Origin of the sequence: Anaeromyxobacter sp. Red801 (assembly GCF_049201065.2) — a bacterium.
In the GTDB taxonomy this organism is placed as follows: domain Bacteria; phylum Myxococcota; class Myxococcia; order Myxococcales; family Anaeromyxobacteraceae; genus Anaeromyxobacter.
In genome coordinates this window covers 3859314-3876011 of record NZ_CM181236.1, presented here as the reverse complement: position 1 = coordinate 3876011, position 16698 = coordinate 3859314, and the positions used below count along the sequence as shown (strand labels likewise).

Annotated in this window: 13 protein-coding genes; 5 read left to right on the top strand and 8 right to left on the bottom strand. The window is 75.7% G+C overall.

The window, feature by feature from the left end; genetic code table 11:
- The first annotated feature begins 45 nt into the window (after positions 1–45).
- Positions 46–3972 (top strand): translocation/assembly module TamB domain-containing protein, encoded by a 3927-nt coding sequence (locus ACOQFB_RS17825; protein ID WP_421608969.1) that lies wholly within the window; start codon positions 46–48, stop codon positions 3970–3972.
- Positions 3954–7040 (top strand): BamA/OMP85 family outer membrane protein, encoded by a 3087-nt coding sequence (locus ACOQFB_RS17820; protein WP_421608968.1) that lies wholly within the window; start codon positions 3954–3956, stop codon positions 7038–7040. The genes ACOQFB_RS17825 and ACOQFB_RS17820 overlap by 19 nt, the downstream gene beginning before the upstream one ends.
- Before the next feature lie 141 nt (positions 7041–7181).
- Here the strand turns inward: ACOQFB_RS17820 and ACOQFB_RS17815 are convergent, their stop codons facing one another.
- The 8 genes from ACOQFB_RS17815 to ACOQFB_RS17780 all read right to left on the bottom strand — a co-directional run bounded on the left by ACOQFB_RS17815 (position 7182) and on the right by ACOQFB_RS17780 (position 14017).
- Positions 7182–7835, bottom strand: coding sequence for an MtnX-like HAD-IB family phosphatase (locus tag ACOQFB_RS17815; RefSeq protein WP_421608967.1), 654 nt, complete (start codon positions 7833–7835; stop codon positions 7182–7184).
- Between the two features lie 114 nt (positions 7836–7949).
- Entirely contained in the window at positions 7950–8813 is an 864-nt protein-coding gene (locus ACOQFB_RS17810; RefSeq protein ID WP_421608966.1) for a C-GCAxxG-C-C family (seleno)protein, read from the bottom strand.
- 332 nt (positions 8814–9145) lie between these two features.
- Positions 9146–9724, bottom strand: a complete 579-nt coding sequence (locus tag ACOQFB_RS17805; RefSeq protein WP_237757986.1) for a class I SAM-dependent methyltransferase — start codon at positions 9722–9724, stop codon at positions 9146–9148.
- A gap of 64 nt (positions 9725–9788) precedes the next feature.
- Positions 9789–10706 carry a Ppx/GppA phosphatase family protein gene (locus ACOQFB_RS17800; protein WP_059438267.1) on the bottom strand — a complete coding sequence of 306 codons (918 nt, stop codon included), beginning with the start codon at positions 10704–10706 and terminating at the stop codon, positions 9789–9791.
- Between the two features lie 11 nt (positions 10707–10717).
- Entirely contained in the window at positions 10718–12022 is a 1305-nt protein-coding gene (gene tolB / locus ACOQFB_RS17795) for a Tol-Pal system beta propeller repeat protein TolB (RefSeq protein WP_059438266.1), read from the bottom strand.
- A 17-nt stretch (positions 12023–12039) separates the two neighbouring features.
- Entirely contained in the window at positions 12040–12807 is a 768-nt protein-coding gene (locus ACOQFB_RS17790; RefSeq protein ID WP_421608965.1) for an energy transducer TonB, read from the bottom strand.
- Positions 12804–13256: a protein TolR gene (gene tolR / locus ACOQFB_RS17785; RefSeq protein WP_011419720.1), complete on the bottom strand. Its 453-nt coding sequence runs from the start codon at positions 13254–13256 to the stop codon at positions 12804–12806. The genes ACOQFB_RS17790 and tolR overlap by 4 nt, the downstream gene beginning before the upstream one ends.
- Positions 13257–13273: 17 nt before the next feature.
- Entirely contained in the window at positions 13274–14017 is a 744-nt protein-coding gene (locus tag ACOQFB_RS17780; RefSeq protein ID WP_059439353.1) for a MotA/TolQ/ExbB proton channel family protein, read from the bottom strand.
- A 321-nt stretch (positions 14018–14338) separates the two neighbouring features.
- Between ACOQFB_RS17780 and ACOQFB_RS17775 the strand changes: the two genes are divergently transcribed.
- The 3 genes from ACOQFB_RS17775 (at position 14339) to ACOQFB_RS17765 (ending at position 16687) form a co-directional block, all read left to right on the top strand.
- Complete coding sequence (locus ACOQFB_RS17775; RefSeq protein ID WP_059439352.1) at positions 14339–15133, top strand: hypothetical protein; 795 nt, start codon at positions 14339–14341, stop codon at positions 15131–15133.
- 120 nt (positions 15134–15253) lie between these two features.
- Entirely contained in the window at positions 15254–16033 is a 780-nt protein-coding gene (gene murI, locus ACOQFB_RS17770) for a glutamate racemase (protein WP_059439351.1), read from the top strand.
- Between the two features lie 108 nt (positions 16034–16141).
- On the top strand, positions 16142–16687 hold the full coding sequence (locus ACOQFB_RS17765; RefSeq protein ID WP_059439350.1) for a RomY N-terminal domain-containing regulatory protein: 546 nt from the start codon (positions 16142–16144) through the stop codon (positions 16685–16687).
- Positions 16688–16698: the final 11 nt, after the last annotated feature.

Genomic DNA, 16698 nt, shown 5'->3' with positions numbered 1-16698 from the left:
GCGTTCCTTGGCGCCACGCCGTCCGCGCGAGAGAATCGAGCCCCCTTGAAGAAGCGGACCGTCGCGCTGGTGTTCCTGCTGGTGGTCGTGGGCCTGGTGCTCGCGACCCTGGCGGCGCTGCGCACGCGCTGGGCCGGGGACCGGATCTGCGCGCTGGCCGCGGAGAAGGTGCGGGTGGCCACCGGCCTGCCGCTCTCGTTCGCCGCCTGCCGGATCGACCCGCTCGGCTTCGCGGTGGACGCCGAGGGCGTGGTCCTCGGCCCGCCCGCGGCGCCGGCGTTCGTGGCCGACGCGATCACCGCGCGCCTCGCGCTGGTGCAGGCGCTCGGCCGGCGCGTCCACCTCGACCGGCTGCGCCTGGTCCGCCCGCGCCTGGTCGCCGCGCTCCCCCGCGGCGGCGGCGCGCCGTCCCGCTGCCCCCCCGAGCTCCTGGGCCGCTTCGAGATCCGCGAGCTGCAGGTGGAGGGCGGCTCGGTGGAGCTGGGGCTCCCGGACGGCGGCCACGTCTCGCTGGAGCGGCTGGAGATCCGCTCCGGGCCGCCCGCGCGCACGCTCCGGTCGCTCGCCACGCCGGCGCGGCGGAGCCGGGTGGAGGTCTCCGCCGGCCCGGTCCGGGTGGACGCGGTGGGGCGCAGGTGGAGCGCCTCGCAGGTGCGCGCCCGCGGCGAGATCGCGCTCGACCTGTCGATCGCCGAGATCGCCGGGATCGAGGCGGAGGTGGGCGGGGCGCGGCTCGGGCTGGAGGGCCGCGTGCACGACCTGTGCGCGCCGAAGCTCGACCTCACCGCGCGCGCGGAGGGCAGGGTGGACGCGCTGCTCGCGCTGGCCGGCGTGCACGCGGACGTGGAGGGCACCGCGGCGGTGGAGGCGCGCATCGCCGGCACGCCGCGCGCGCCCGAGCTCTCGGGCTCGCTCCGCACGCGCGGCGTCCGGGTGGACGGGTTCGTCCCCGGCGACGCCGAGGCGGTGGTGCGGCTGTCGGGCCGGACGCTGGTCGTGGACCGGCTGGCGGTCGCGGCGGCCGGCGGGGGCGCGGCGGTGGCGCACGGCACCGTGACCCTCGCGCGCGGGCTGCCGATCGAGGCGGAGGTGCAGCTCGACCGCGTCGACCTCGCCGAGATCCTGGATCGCCTCACCGTGAAGCAGCCCTGGATCACGCTCCGGCTCGACGGCAAGGCGCGCGTGGCCGGGACGCTCTCGCCCCCGGCGCTCGCCGGTACGCTCGCCGCCGACCTCCACGACTTCAGGGCGCTGGGCCGCCCGTACACGCAGGCCCACGGCGACCCCGGGATCGTCTCGTTCGCGCGGGGCCGGATCGAGTCCGCCGTGCGCGTGGACCGCAGCGGCCTGTTCCTGGACGGCGCGCGCGTGGCGGTCGGGCAGGGGACCGTGGACGCGGACGCCGCCATCCACTTCGACGGCGAGCGGGGCTTCCACGTGCGCTGCCGCGGCGTGGCCGATCTCGACGCCCTGGGGCCGCTCGCCGGGATCCCGTGGGCCGGGCGCCTGGCGATCGAGGCGGAGGTCGGCGCGGCGCCCTACGGCAACCCGGTGGTCACCGGCCGCGCCCGCGGCGAGGGGCTCCACTTCCTGCAGGTGGACCTCGGCCACGTGGCGGCCGACTTCCGTTACCGGGACTTCCTGCTCCACTTCCAGGGCGCCGAGGGGACCCGGGGCGAGACCCGCTACCGCGGCGAGGCGGTGGTGGACCTCTCGCGCACGCCCACCCAGATCGTCTCCTCGCGCCTGGAGGCGCGCGGGCGGCTCCGCGACCTGTTCGACTCCGTGATGGAGTGGATCCCGACCACCCGGTACGTGCGCGACGCGCTCGACGCGGAGGTGGAGGCGACCGGGACGGCGCGCGGGCCCGCCACCGCGCTCGACGCGTCCTTCGACGCGCGGCTCGGCGCCGGCACGCTGCTGGGCCGCGCGTTCGACTCGGGCCGCGCCCAGGGCCGCATCGAGGCGGGCCGCACCGCGCGCTTCGAGCGCGCCGAGCTGCGGCGCGGCACCGGGGTGGCCCGCGCGCAGGGCACCTGGGGCATGGACGCGCCGTTCCCCTGGGACCTCGAGGTGGCGTTCTCGGGCGTGCCGCTCGCGGCGCTCGACCTCCCCGGCGGCGAGTGGTCCGGCTCGGCGAGCGGGCGCGCCTCGCTGGGCGGCTCGTTCGATCACCCCGACGTGCGCTTCGCCGCGAACGGCGACGCGGTGCGCGTGGCCGGCGTGGCGCTCGGCACGGTGCAGGCCGGCGGCACGGTGGTGGAGCGCAAGCTCACCCTGACCGGCGGCGCGGAGGGGCTGGCCGGCTCCGCGGAGATCGCGCTCCAGGGGCGCCTGCCGTTCCAGGCGCGGGCCACGGTGGCCATGGACGACGCCGCGCGGCTCTGGCCCGGCGGCCCGCCGCCGGGGCTGCGCATCCGCGTGGGCGGGGAGGGGAGCGCCTCGGGGGAGCTCGAGGACCTGTCGCAGGCCCGGGCCAGCGTGCGCCTCCCCCAGCTCTCCATCGCGCTCGCCGAGGTGAAGGTGGAGGCCGCCGGGCCGGCGGTGCTGACGGTGCGGGGGGAGCGGGTGGAGCTCGCGCCCGTCACGCTGCGCGGCACCAGCACCGAGCTGACCGTCTCCGGCGCGGCCGCGCCCGGCGCGGTGGACCTGAGCGCCTCGGGGACGCTCGACCTGCGCCTCGCCGGCGCGCTCTCGCCGGTGGTGCGGCGCGCGCACGGGCAGCTCGCGCTCGAGGCGCACATGGGCGGCACGTTCGACCAGCCGGTGCTGGTCGGCTCCGGCCGCGTCGCGGACGGCGGCTTCGAGCTGCGCGGCGCCGGCCTGGTGTTCTCCGACATGGCCGGGCCGCTCGCGTTCTCGCAGAACCGGGTGCTGTTCGAGGACCTGGGGGCGCTCCTGAACGGCGGGCACGCGCGCTTCACCGGTGAGGTGGAGCTGGCGCGGCTCGCGCCGTCGCGCCTCCGGGTGGAGGGCACGCTCGACGAGGTGCCGGTGGCGCTCCCGTCCTACCTGCCGGCCACGCTGTCCGGGCGGATCGAGGCGCAGGGCACGCCGGAGGCGACCGACGTCACCGGCCGGCTGCGCGTGGTCCGGGCGCGCTACACCGCCGACGTGGACCTCGAGGGCAGCCTGCTCGAGCTGCGCCGCCGGCCGCCGCCGCCGCCGAAGCCGTACGACAAGGCGGGCGAGTGGCTCCGCTTCGACCTGCAGCTCGTGGTGGACGGCGACGCGCGGATCGAGAACGACCTGGTGCGCGGGACCGTCGCCGGCGACCTGACGCTCACCGGGACGCTGGCGTCGCCGGGCCTGGTGGGCAGCCTCACCATGGGCCAGGGCAGCCGCGCGGCGTTCCGCGGCAACGAGTTCACGCTCACGCACGCGGTGCTGGAGCTGGTGGACCGGAACAAGATCGAGATCGTGCTGGACGTGCACGGCGACGCGCAGGTCCGCGACTACCAGGTGTTCATGCACGCGTTCGGCCCGCTGGAGCAGCCGCGGGTGACGCTCACCAGCGCCCCGCCGCTCCCCGAGCCGGACCTCGTCACGCTGCTCTCGCTCGGCTTCACGCGCCGCGACTCCGCCGCGGGCACCGGCGTGGGCGGGGTGGCCACCGCGGCGGCCGCGCAGGCCATCTTCTCCGCGTCCGGCCTGGACGAGCAGGTGCGCCGGTTCCTGCCGCGCGGCGGGCCCATCCGCGACATCGGCATGCGCATCACCAGCGCCTACTCCGAGGCCACCGGCCAGGTGGAGCCGCGCGCCGAGTTCGAGTCCTGGCTGCTCCGCGACCGCCTGCGGCTCCGGTTCCAGGCGCCGCTCGCGGGCGCGCGCGGCCGCAAGGCGCAGGCGGAGCTGCGGCTCGGCGAGCACACGGCGGTGCAGTACCAGTGGGACAGCGACAACCCCGACGTCTCCACCGGCGACCACGGCGTGGATCTGAAGCTGCGCTGGGAATGGACGGACCGCGAGTGATCCGCGCGCTCGCCATCGCGCTGGCGCTCGCGGCCTCACCGGCCTCGGCCGAGCCCGCGGACGCGGCCGCCGCGCCGCCGCCTCGCGTCCTGGCGGTGGACCTGGCGCTGCCGTCCGGCGACGACCCGGCGCAGGCGTCGGCGCTGGTGACGTTCTCGCCCGGCGAGCCGCTGTCGATCCGCGACGCGCGGCGAACGGTGCAGCGCCTGTTCCAGACCGGGCGGTACCGGAACGTGGTCGTCCGCGCCGAGCCCGCCGCGGCGCCGCCGGGCGCCACGGGCGAGTGGGTCCGGCTGGTGGTGGAGGCGCTCCCGGTGCGCAGGGTGGCCCGGGTCGAGGTGCGGACCGACGCGCCCGAGGTGCTGGACGCCGACGCGATCCGCGCGGCGGCCCGGCTCGCGACGGGCGAGGCGTTCGACGACGGCGACCTGGAGCCCGCGGCGGCGAGGGTGCGCGCGGCGCTCTCCCGGCGCGGGCGGCGCGCCGCGGAGGTGCGCGCCAGCGCCGGGGGCGACACCGCGGTGGACGTGGTGCTCGAGGTGCGCGCCGGGCCGGCCACGCGGGTCGCCTCGGTGAGGCTCACCGGCAACCCCGGGCCCGCCGCCGAGGGGCTCCGCGCCCGCCTGCGCACGCGCGAGGGCGCGCCGCTCGACGAGGACGCGCTCGACGCGGACGTCCAGGCGCTCCGCGCCGGGCTACGCGCCGCCGGCTACCGGCGGGCGCGGGTGGACGCGCCCGCGGTGCGCGTGCGGGACGGCGCGGCCGAGGTGGAGCTCCCGGTGCAGGCCGGACCGCGCATGGCGTTCGCGTTCCGCGGGAACGTGGCGTTCCGCTCCGCGCTCCTGGAGCGCCAGCTCGGGTTCGAGGCGGACCAGCCGGTGGACGCGCCCGCCATCGATCAGGCCGCCGACCGGCTGCGCACGTTCTACCGCGCGCGCGGCTTCGCCGGCGCGGTCGTGACGGCGGAGGAGCGCCGCGGCGCGGGCGTGCTGGCGGTGGTCTTCCACGTGGACGAGGGGCGCCGCTACCGGCTCGGGCGGGTGCGCTTCGAGGGCGCGACCGCGCGCACGGAGCGGGACCTCGGCGACCGGCTCTTCGCCATCCTGGAGGAGGACGCGGCCACCCCCGGGTCACCGGACGCCGACGAGGCGCGCGCCCTGATCCTCTCGGTGCCGGGCGCGCGCCCGCCGCCGGAGCCGCCGCCGGCCCTGCCGCCGCGCGCCTACTTCGACGAGGCCACCTGGGATCGCGCGCTGGAGCTGATCGTGGAGGGCTACCGGGCCGAGGGCTGGCTCGACGCCGTCGCCCTGGGCAGCGCGGTGGCGCTCGACGCGGATCGCGGGATCGCCGACGTGACGCTCCGGCTGCGCGAGGGCGCGCGCACGCACGTGGAGTCGATCGCGTTCGAGGGCACCGGCGCCGTGCCGCTCCCCGAGCTGGCGCGCGAGACGCGCCTGTCGCCGGGCGATCCCCTCGCGTTCGACCGGGTGGAGGAGACGCGGCTCGCCATCCTGCGCCGCTACTACACGTCGGGCCACGCGTTCGCGCGCGTGGAGGCCCGCGAGGAGCTGGACCGCGAGCGCCACCTCGCCACGGTGCGGTTCGTGGTGGACGCGGGCCCGAAGGTCCGGATCGGCCGGGTGCTGCTCACCGGCAACCGGCGCACGCGCGAGGACGTGATCCGCGACGAGCTGGAGGTCCGGGAGGGCGCCACCTTCGACCCCGAGGCGCTGGCGCGCAGCCAGGCGGCGCTGCTGCGGCTGGGCGTCTTCCGCTCGGCCAAGCTGGAGCTGCACGAGCCCGAGCTGGTCGCGGAGACGAAGGACCTCGCGGTCGAGCTGTCCGAGCGGCCCTACGCCACGCTCACCCAGTCGCTCGGGTTCTCCATCGCGAACGGCCCGCGCGCGGTGCTCGAGTACTCGCGGCCGAACTTGTTCGGCCGGGCGGTGGAGCTCACCGCCCGCGGCAAGGTGAACTACCTGGTGGACGTCGGCGGCCTCGGCCCGGATCTCTCGGGCAAGCAGGGCTACGACCGGCTGGAGGGGCGGGCCGACCTCGGCCTGCGCTCGACGCGGGTGCGGCTGCTGCCCGTCCCGGTGGGCCTGCGCACCGACGTCATCGGCGAGATCCTGCACCGCCGCGCCTACGACCTGCGCCGCGTCTCCGGCGTGGCCGGCGTGGACGTGGGCGTGACCTCGCGCGTGGGCGCGTCGCTCCAGTACGAGCTGGAGGTGGACGACATCCGCCGCACCAACGTGGTGGGCGTGCTCACCCAGGCCGACCTGGAGCGGCTCCGCTTCGACGAGGGCGTGACCACGCTACACGCGGTGCGGCCGTCGTTCACGCTCGACTTCCGCGACAACTCCGCCCACCCGCACCGGGGCTGGTTCGCCGCCGGCGTGGCCGAGTGGGCGCACTCGCTCGGCGTGGGCGTCCCCGGCGCGCCGGATCGCCGCGCGCTGTTCGGGCTGCTCCCCGGCTCGGAGGTCCACAGCAACCTGGTGAAGCTCTCGGGGACGCTGTCCGGCTACCTGCCGCTGGGCGGCGCCACCGTGCTCGCGCTGTCGGTGCGCGGCGGCCGGGTGTTCCCGCTGGATCGCGAGTCGCGCACCATCGTCCCGCGCCGCTTCTTCCTGGGCGGCGCCTCCACCATGCGCGGCTTCGCCGAGGAGGAGATGATCCAGGAGGACGTGCGCGGCGCGCTCGCGGCCGAGGGCAAGCTCTGCGCCACCTCGTACACCGGGATCGGCTGCACCGAGCGCGGCCGCCGCGTCGCGTCCGGCGACCGCCCGGTGTCGGAGGGCGGCGAGGCCTACCTGCTCGGCAAGACCGAGCTGCGCATCGGGCTCACCCGCGCCGTCGAGCTGGGCCTGTTCCTCGACGCCGGCAACCTCTGGCTCGATCCGAACAAGTTCGAGGCGCTCGACCTGCGCACCAACGCCGGCGCCGGCCTGCGGTTCGTCACCCCCATCGGCCCCGCCGCGCTCGACCTCGGCTTCAACCTGGACCGCGACGTGCGCATCAACGAGCGCCTGTTCGCGCTGCACTTCACGATCGGGCTGTTCTGAGGCCGCTCCAGGAAGCTCGGGCCGTGAGGGCTGCTTCTCCCGCGCCCCCCCTCCACGTCAGGCCGCCACGAATGCCCGGAGCGCCGATCCCCGCGGCCCGCCTCCAGGACAGGGCCCGTGGAGACGGACGCGAACGGGTGCTCAGGCCGGAAACCGCGCCATCACCTCGCCGAACGTCTCGAAGACGTCGTGGCGGATGCCCTGCTCGGCGCAGTAGCGCACGAGCGAGGAGCCCGCGCGCGCGAACACGTGGTCGGCGGCGTCGGCGGCGTGGCGGTCGCCGGTGCCGTCCCCGCACACCGCCACCTTGTGCCCGGCCGCCTGGAGCTCGCGCACCACGTCGCCTTTGCAGAAGCCGCAGAAGCCGCAGTCCGCGCCGTGGAAGCCGACGCGCAGCCCGTCGTCGCCGCAGTCGGCGCGGTTCGCGCGGAGCTCCACGTGCGCGCGCAGCTCCGGGGCGAGCCCCTCCAGCACCGGCTCGATGTAGGCGTCGAGGCCCGACGAGACCACCAGGAACGGCCGTCCGCCGCGGCGGCACGCGTCGAGGAACGCCTCGAACCCCGGGCGCCAGGCGGCGCGCGCGCGGGCGAATGCGGCGATCTCGGCGCGGCTCGCGCGGATGGGGCCGAACACCGCCTGCAGGAGGCGCCCGAAGTCGAGCTCGCCGGCGCGGTAGCGGTCCTCCGCGGCGCGGTAGGCGTCCACGCCGGCGAAGTGGAACGCGACCTGGTCGCCGAGGTCCTCGGTGAGCGCGGTTCCGTCGAAGTCGCAGACGATGGCCCAGGGCGCGCGCATGCGGGAGGCGTCTCTTATCAGGCGCGGCCGCCCGCCGCCACCCCGCCTGCCCACATGCGAAGGGCCCGGCCGCGAGCGCGCGACCGGGCCCTCTGGTGCGGAGCTGCGGGGCGGCTACGGGTGCCCGGTCGTCTTGTCGGAGTGGCAGGACGTGCAGGACATGCCCGAGGCCACCGGCTCGAACGTGGTGGCGGGGCCGTGGCAGCCGAGGCAGCCCGCCGACGTGTCGTCGATCGCGGCCGGGCCGGCGTACGTCCCGGTGGACAGGTACGCGTTCAGCATCTCGGCCACCTTGCCGGCCACGTCGGCCGTCAGGCGCGAGCAGCGCGCGAGCTTGTCCGCGCTCTTCGTCGAGACCGCGTTGGCGGCGCACCAGGTGGACACCGAGGCGTGGCAGAGGTGCGAGCCCGGGACCACCTGCAGGGCGGCGACGTTCGTGAAGTCGAGCGTGGTCTTGCCCGCCTCGTTCGGCGCGATGGTCACCGGCACGTACTTCGGGAACGCCTCGCGCTCGTACCAGCGCATCAGGTCGGTCAGCATGTTGGTGCGGACGTCGGCCTTGGAGACGATCGAGTTGATGATCAGGATGCCGCCCAGGATCGAGCCGCAGATGCTGCCGTAGCCGGCGATGCCGCCGGCGCCGAACTGGCCGAACGTGCGCGGGATCAGGTTGAACGGCTGGCCCACCGTCGCGCTGAGGTGGTCGATGAGGCCGCTGAACGCGCCGTGGCAGCAGCCGCCGTTGTAGTACGCCTGGTACGCGAGCTCGCGGACCTTGGCCGCGTCGAGCTGGTAGGTCGCGGCGATGTGCTGGTCGTACGGGTAGTCAGCCACCTGCGGCCCGGCGGGCGGCTGCTCCGGCTGCTGGTCGTTCGCGCTGTCGTTGCTGTCGTCACCGCAGGCCTGCAGGCCGCCGAGGGCAAGCGCACCGCCGATCACCGCGAGCACTTGCCGCCGGCCGAGGTTCTCCTTCTCCATCGTCCATTCCTCCGTGGGGGTTGGGAGCGGCCCGTCTCGGGTCGCGCCCCGGGGGCAAGCGCGGGGGGGATGCGCTCTGTCCGGGTTGCGGCGATGGTACGCAACGCAGCGGGACGTACCCTGCGTCCAATGCGCGCGCGCGACGATCGGACGCGGGTCGCGGCGCTAGGTCGTACACGTGGGAACGCACCGTTGGCGCGGGCGCTGCGCGCCCGTGCCGCAGCTCCGTGACTCTCGGTATCGCCACCCGTGCGTCGGCGCGCCGCGTGCGCGCGCTCGCGCAGGGACCGCGGCGGTGGACGCGGCGGCGCGAGCGGCCGCGGGCCCGCGCGTCAGGCGCGCTCGGCGGTCGCCATCACGCCGTGGCCGCCGAGCACCGGCCAGGCGCGCGCGCCCGCGAACCCGGCGCGCGAGAGCAGCGACGCGAGCTCCGCCTCGTCGTACCGGCGGTGGAGGCGCGACATCCCCCGCCACAGGAACATGGCGGCCGCGAACCGCGGCCCGCCGGCGAGCGTCGCGGCGAGGGGCGCGCCCTCGCGGCGCGGCTCGAGGAACGCCACGCGGCCACCCGGCCGCAGCGCGCGGCGCAGCTCCTCGAGCGCGGCCGCCGGGTCGGGCAGCAGGTACAGGACGCTGTGGCCGGTGGCGCCGTCGAGGGCGCCGTCGCGGACCGGGAGCCGGAGCGCGTCGCCGCGCACGAGCGGGAGCGTGACCGCGCCGGCGCGCGCCGCCCGCGCGGCGCGGCGGAGCATGGAGGCGGAGCGGTCGAGCCCGACGTGCCGCGTCTCCGCCGCGGCGCGGGCCATCTCCACCGCGCCGGTGCCCGGGCCGATCCCGAGGTCCAGCACCCGCGGGCCCGGGACGAGCGCGCCGAGCGCGCGGCAGTCCTCGCGCCACGCGGGCTGGTCCACCAGGAACGCGTACACCGCCGCGGCCGGCCCGAAGGCGACCGCCGCGTAGAGGCGGCCGGCGCCGTCACGGACCGGCGAGCTCGTGGAGCAACCCCCAGCGCACGCCGCGGTCCGAGACCGTCAGGCGGTCGAACCCGGCGAGGCGCATCGCCTCCGCGACCACCAGCCCGCCGCCCAGGATCACGTCGGCCCGCTTCGGCTCCATCCCGGGCAGCGCCGCGCGCGCCGCCACCGTCAGCGCCGCGAGGCGCGCGAGCAGTCGCTCGATCTCGTCGAGCCGGAGCTCCGCCCCGTGCACGCGCTCCGCGTCGTAGGCGGGCAGCGCCTGCGCCACCGCGGCGAGCGTGGTCACCGTGCCCGCCACGCCGACCAGCCGCGCGCCGGCGCCGGCGCCCAGGCCGGCGAGCGGCGCCAGCGCCTCGCGCGCCCCGGCGCGCATCGCCGCGAGCTCCTCCGGCCGGGCCGGATCGGTGCGCACGTGCCGCTCGGTGAGCCGGACCGCCCCCACCTGCAGGCTCGTGCGCGCGCGCGGCTCGGGCCCCTCGCCCACGATGAACTCGGTCGAGCCCCCGCCCACGTCGAGCACCGCGAGCGGCCCGCCCGCGCCGAAGTCGCGGAAGGCGCTGCCGTACACCAGGCGCGCCTCCTCGTCGCCGGAGATGACGCGCGGCGAGAGCCCGGCCGCGGCGCGCGCCGCCTCGAAGAACTCGGCGCCGTTCGCGGCGTCGCGGGCGGCGCTGGTGGCGACGCAGGCGATCTCGGCGGCGCCCAGCGCCCGGGCCTCCGCCGCGAACGCCGCCAGCGTGGCGACGGTCTCGCGGATGGCGGCCGGGTCGAGCCGGCCGGTCGCGTCCACGCCGCGGCCGAGCCGGGTGATCTCGGCGCGCTCCCGCACCGGCGCGAGCACGCCGCCGCGCCGCTCCGCGACGAGCAGCAGCACGGTGTTGGTGCCGACGTCGATCGAGGCGAGCCGCCCGGCCATCCCGTCTCCGCCTACGGCGCCAGCGGGCCCCAGGCCGGCGCGGCCAGGTCGGTCTTGCCGCTCGTCACCGGCGTCTGGCGGTCGCCGCGCGCGTCGGAGACGACGAGCTGGATCCCGCCGTTCCGGTCGGTGCGGAAGACCATGAGCCGGCCGTTGGGCGCCCAGGACGGCTCCTCGTTGGTGCGCCCCTGGTCCTGGGTGATGCGGGAGATGGCGCCCGAGTCCGGCGCCACCACGAAGACGTCGAACACCTTGCGCTCGTCGCGGGCGGTGAAGGCGATGAGGTCGCCGCGCGGGCTCCACTGCGGCGTCTGGTTGTAGTTGCCCTGGAAGGTGAGGCGCCGGGCGCCCGAGCCGTCCGCGCCCATGACGTAGATCTGCGGGGTGCCGGAGCGGTCGGAGACGAACGCGATGCGGCGGCCGTCCGGCGACCACGTCGGCGACACGTCGATGGCGGGATCGCTGGTGAGCTTGCGCGCGCCGCTGCCGTCGGCGGACATCACCCAGAGGTCGGTGACGTTGCCCTCGCTCACCGTGAACGCGATGCGGGAGCCGTCCGGCGAGTAGACGCCGCCGAACGCGTTGCGGTGGCGGCCCAGCGGGCGGAAGGCGCGGTCGGAGAAGCGGTAGGCCCACAGCTCCGGCCGGCCGGAGCGGTAGCTGGTCACCAGGATCTCGCGGCCGTCCGGGCGCCACGCGGGCGACATGAGGATGCTCCGCTCGGACAGGAGCACCTGCTGGTTGCCGCCGTCCATGTCCTGGGTCACCAGCTCCCAGGTGCCGCGCCCGCGGCGGATCGCAGCGATGCGCGTCGCGAAGATGCCGGGCTCGCGCGTGTAGTAGCGCACGATCTCGTCGGCCATGCGGTGGGCGAGCGAGCGCGCGTCGGCGCCGTCCACCCGCAGCAGCTTCACCAGCACCTCGCGCCCGGCGCGGACCTCGTACAGGTGGAGCTCGCCCTCCAGGCCGCCCGGGCCGCGCCGCACGCGCGCCTTGGCGAGGCCGTCCGCGCCCACGTCGGCCCAGCGCGCGAACCGGATCGAAGGCGCGGCGAAGCCCTCGGCCGGATCCGCGAGGAAGCCCCGCGGGTCGAGCACGTCGAACAGGCCCGACAGCACCAGGTCGGCGCGCACCACGTCCGCGGTCTGGGTCGCGGCGGCGCCGGCGTCGCCCTCGCCCTGGAACGCCGCCACCGCGATGGGCAGCGGGCGGAAGTCGGGCGAGCCGACGACGATGGTGGGGCGCTCCTGCGCGGCGAGCGCGGGGGAGGCGGCGAGCGCGAGCGCGGCGAGGGCGAGGGCACGGCGGACGATCATGGCGGGGCTCCGGGAGATCAGCCGATCTCGAAGACGATGGCGAGCCCGGTCGAGCGATACAGCTGCCGCTGGGCGTCGGGCGGAGGGGGGAGGCGGGTCTGGCGGACGGTCCGCTCCAGCGCGTCGTCGAACGCGCCGTTGCCGGACGACTTCTCGATGCGCCAGCGCGAGATGTTCCCGTCGGGCTCGATCCACAGGACCACCGTGCCCTTCAGGTACATGCGGTCGCGCTCGGAGATGGTGGCCGGGACGCGGTAGTTCTCCTGCAGCGCCCGCTTCACCAGCGCGAGGTAGCGGTCGCCCTCGCCGGCCTCGGACGCGTCGCCGGCGGGGTCGCCCTCGGGGTCGCCCCACCGCTCGCGCTCGACCTCCTGCTTCACGCGCGACAGCAAGGACGACACGGAGGTGCTGCTGCCCGCCGTGGTCGGGCCGGTGCGGGCGGGCGGCCGGGGCGCCGGCGGCGTGGGCGCGGGCTTCGCGCCCGGGACCGGGGCCGCGGGCGCCGGCGGCGCGGGCGCGGGGGCCGGCGCGGTGGCGACCGCCGGCATCGGCTCGGCCGCGGGCGGCTCCGGCGGCGCCTCCTTGCGCGGCAGCCACTGCTCCGGTCGCTTCTCGCCGAGCCGCACCAGCTTCGCCACGATGGGCTTCTGCTCGAGGTCGAGCTCGGGGCCCTGCTGGCGCGCCAGCGCCCACGCGATCAGCCCGGCGTGGACCATCAGCGAGGCCAGCACCGCCGGCCACATCCTGTCCCGCCGCCCGAGGGCGGTCGCGACCGGGATGCTCATCGCCTGCGGGCCTCCCGCTCGGGCTTCACCCGCTCCGGCGCGGGGTTCGTGATCATCCCCACGTTCACGATCCCGGCGCGCTGCACCGTGGCCATCACGTCCACCACGAAGCCGTACGGCAGCGTCTTGTCGGCCATCAGGTACAGCTCGTGCTCCTTCTGCGCGCGCGAGTTGGCGCGCAGCTTGTCCTCGAGCTCGTCGTAGGGCACGTGGGCGGCGTCCTCGGTGGTGCCGAGCCACAGGCTCTTGTCCGACTTGATGGAGAGGACGAGCTTCTGCTCCTGCGCCTCGACGGCCTTGGCGCGCGCGTCGGGCAGGTTCACCTCCACGCCCTGCTGGATGAGCGGCGCCGTCACCATGAAGATGATGAGCAGCACCAGCATCACGTCCACGAGCGGCGTGACGTTGATCTCGGTGAGGGACTGGCGGCCCGAGCCGCCGGAGGACATCGCCACGGCTCGCTCCCCTAGCTGAAGAAGTGCCGCCGAACGATGTTCAGGAAGTCGTTCGAGAAGTTGGTCATCTCGCTGTCGAGCACGCGGATCTTCGACAGGAAGAAGTTGTAGGCCACCACCGCCGGGATGGCGGCGAACAGGCCGACCGCGGTGGCGATGAGCGCCTCGGAGATGGGCTTGGCCACCGTGGCCAGGTTCGCGTTGCCCATCCGGTAGATGTCGTGGAACGCGCGCATGATGCCCCACACCGTGCCGAACAGGCCGACGAACGGCGCGGCGCTGGCGGTGGTGCCCAGGAACGGCACCTGGCGCTCCAGCGCGGTGACCTCCGAGGCGGCGGCCCGCTTCAGCGCGCGCTCGACGTTCTCGATGCCGCCGAGCTGGTCGCTCATGGCGCCCGGATCCGCCTCGTTCTTGCGGGCGGTCACCTTCGAGAGCTCGACGTAGCCCGCCCGGAACACGTGCGACAGCGGCGAGGCGCCGAGCGACTCCGCCGCCTGGTAGATGGCGTCGAGCCGCTTGGACTGCCAGAAGGTCTCGAGGAACTTCACCGACTGGTCCTGGGCGCGCCGGATCTGGAGCCACTTCTTCACGATGATGGCCCAGGACACCGCGGAGGCGCCCAGCAGGAGCGCCAGCACGCCGATGCCGATCGGGCCGGAGTTGGTGGCGATCTCGAGGTAGTTGAGGCCGTCGGCCGCGGCCAGGGGCACGCCGGCGGAGGGCAGGAGCTGCGAGAGGGCGAGTTCGGTCATGTGCAGGTCGGGAAAGGGGTTCTCTAGCATGGACGCGCCCGCTCGGCTGCGCCTCTCCCCGACCCTCCATTCTCCTCGGGATCCGGGGCGCTCGACAGTAAACGCCCGGCGGGCCGTTTCCCCTCCCGAGGCGGCACCGACATGTCGCACCCGCCAACCGTGGCCGCGGCGCCACGGCCGTGCGCCGGGTTCACCCCTCGATCGTGCCCCCGCACGTGCATAATCCCCGCGCTTCGGCCGTCAGGGGGGTGGCACGTCCGTTGCTCATTTCCGGGGTGCCCGGCCCCGTCGCGGTCCGGAGCCCACGCTGGAGGACTTCCGATGAGACGCCTCGCCCTTCTGCTCGCCGCCTCCGCCCTGGGAGCCGGCTGCACCGTGTCCACCGACGACGGCGGCTACTACTGCGTCGACGCCGACCGGACCATGACGATCGAGTGGCCCAGCTTCCTGCTCGCCAACGGCGCGCAGGCCGGCTGCCGCGACGCCGGCGTCGCCTACGTCGACATCTACATGAACGACCAGCGCGTGCAGGGGCCGGTGTCCGGCGGCTGGAACTGTTCCGACGGCGGCGCCACCATCACCTACGTTCCGGCCGGGACGCACCTCGTCACCGTCGAGGGCATCGCCGCCGACGGCTCGACCATCCTGCTCCGCGACGAGCGCTCGGTGACGCCGTACGACTGCGGCGACACGCGGGTGGGCATGCAGCCGGCCGAGGGCACGTTCGACCTCGCCTACTCCTTCACGCCCACCAACGTGTGCACCACCGGCTCGTACATGTTCTTCTCGGTCTACGACGCCATCGCCGGCGTGGTCGCGGCGCAGGTGGACGAGACCAGCGCGAACCCGGCCCTCTACGCCTGCGGCGATCCGATCACCTTCGTGCTGCCCGCCGGCGCGTTCACGCTCACCCGCACCGAGGAGTCGGTGTACTCGGGCGGCGCATGGCTCCCGACCGCGGCGAACTGCAACGCGACCAACTTCAACGTCGCGCCCGCCGCGCTGTCCACCGTCTCGGTCCCGCTCGCGGACAGCAACGCCTTCTGCCCGGCCCGGACCGCGGCGCCGCCGCCGGCCCGTCGCGCGCCGAAGGGCCCCGCCACCACGCTGCCGTAGCCGAACGCGACGCCGAGCCGTCCTCGAGCGCGGGCCCTGGAGCCGGGGCCCGCGCTCCGTCGTCCGGGGGCCGGCGCGGCGGGCGAGCGCGCGGGGGGCCGCCGGAGTAGACTCCCCGCCGTGTCACGCATCGGCATCTTCGACTCCGGCGTCGGCGGGCTCACCGTCCAGCGCGCCATCCTCGCAGCGCTCCCCTCGGCGGACACCGTCTACCTCGGCGACACGGCCCGCGTGCCCTACGGCACGAAGTCCGCGGAGACGGTGACGCAGTACTCGCTGCGCAACGCGCGGGTGCTGGCGCGCCGCGAGATCGACCTCCTCGTCGTCGCCTGCAACACCGCCTCGGCGGTGGCGCTGCCCGCGCTGCGCGCCGAGCTGCCCGTGCCCGTGCTCGGCGTGGTGGACCCGGGCGCCCGCGTGGCCGCGAAGGCCTCGCGGACCGGGCGCATCGGCGTGATCGGCACGCAGGGCACCGTGGCGAGCGGCGCCTACCAGGAGGCGATCCGCCGCGAGCGCCCCGGCGCGGAGGTGGTGGCGCGCGCGTGCCCGCTGTTCGTCCCGCTCGCGGAGGAGGGCTGGACGGATCCGGACGACGAGGTGGTGCGCGGCGTGGTGCACCGCTACCTCGACCCGCTGCGCGGCGCCGGCATCGACACGCTGGTGCTGGGCTGCACGCACTACCCGCTGCTCCGCGCCGCGATCGCGCGCGAGCTGCCGGAGGTGCGGCTGGTGGACAGCGCCGAGGCGATCGCCGAGGAGGTGCGCGCGCGGATCCCGGCGGTGGCGGGCCGCACCGGCGTGCACCGGTTCCTGGTGACCGACGTGCCCGAGCGCTTCCTGGCCGTGGCGGGCCGGTTCCTCGGACGCACCGTGGAATCCGCCGAGCACGTGGACGTGTAGTGTGAGCGCCGCGCCCGGCGGGCGAGCTAGCTCACCGCAGCGTCAGGGGATTTCGACCGGGGCGCGCTTGATGGCAGGGGGGCGCCGGCGGTACAGTCCCGCTTCGCGATGGGTGCCGACGCCAGCAAGAAGATGGTTGTGGGCTTCAACCACAACATCAAGCACAAGGGGAAGATGTACCACATCCAGACCGAGGACTCGGGCCTGGACAACCCCCACATCATCACGCACCTGTTCGTGGGCGGGAACATCCTCGCCTCGAAGAAGACCTCGTACGCCGACATCGTCGCCGCCGAGAACCTCGCGCAGGTGGTGCGCGAGCTGATGGAGGAGCAGCACAAGGAGATGCTGCGCAACCTCATCAACGGCGTGTACGACGACATCGACGCGGCGAGCGCGCAGCAGGCGCAGGCGTTCCAGCCCGGGCAGATCGAGGCCGACGGGCGCACCGTCCGGCTGCAGCCCGGCATGACGATGCCCGCGCCGCGCGGCGCCGCGCTGCCGCCCGAGGTGCTCGCCGCGCGCCAGCAGCCCGCGCCGGCGCTCCGCAACGACGGCGCCGAGACGCTGTTCGGCGAGGACCTGATCAGCGAGCGCAGCCTCGACGAGGTGATCCTCTCGTATCTCGCCGAGGACCTCGGCGAGCGGAAGTGACGTCGCGTCCG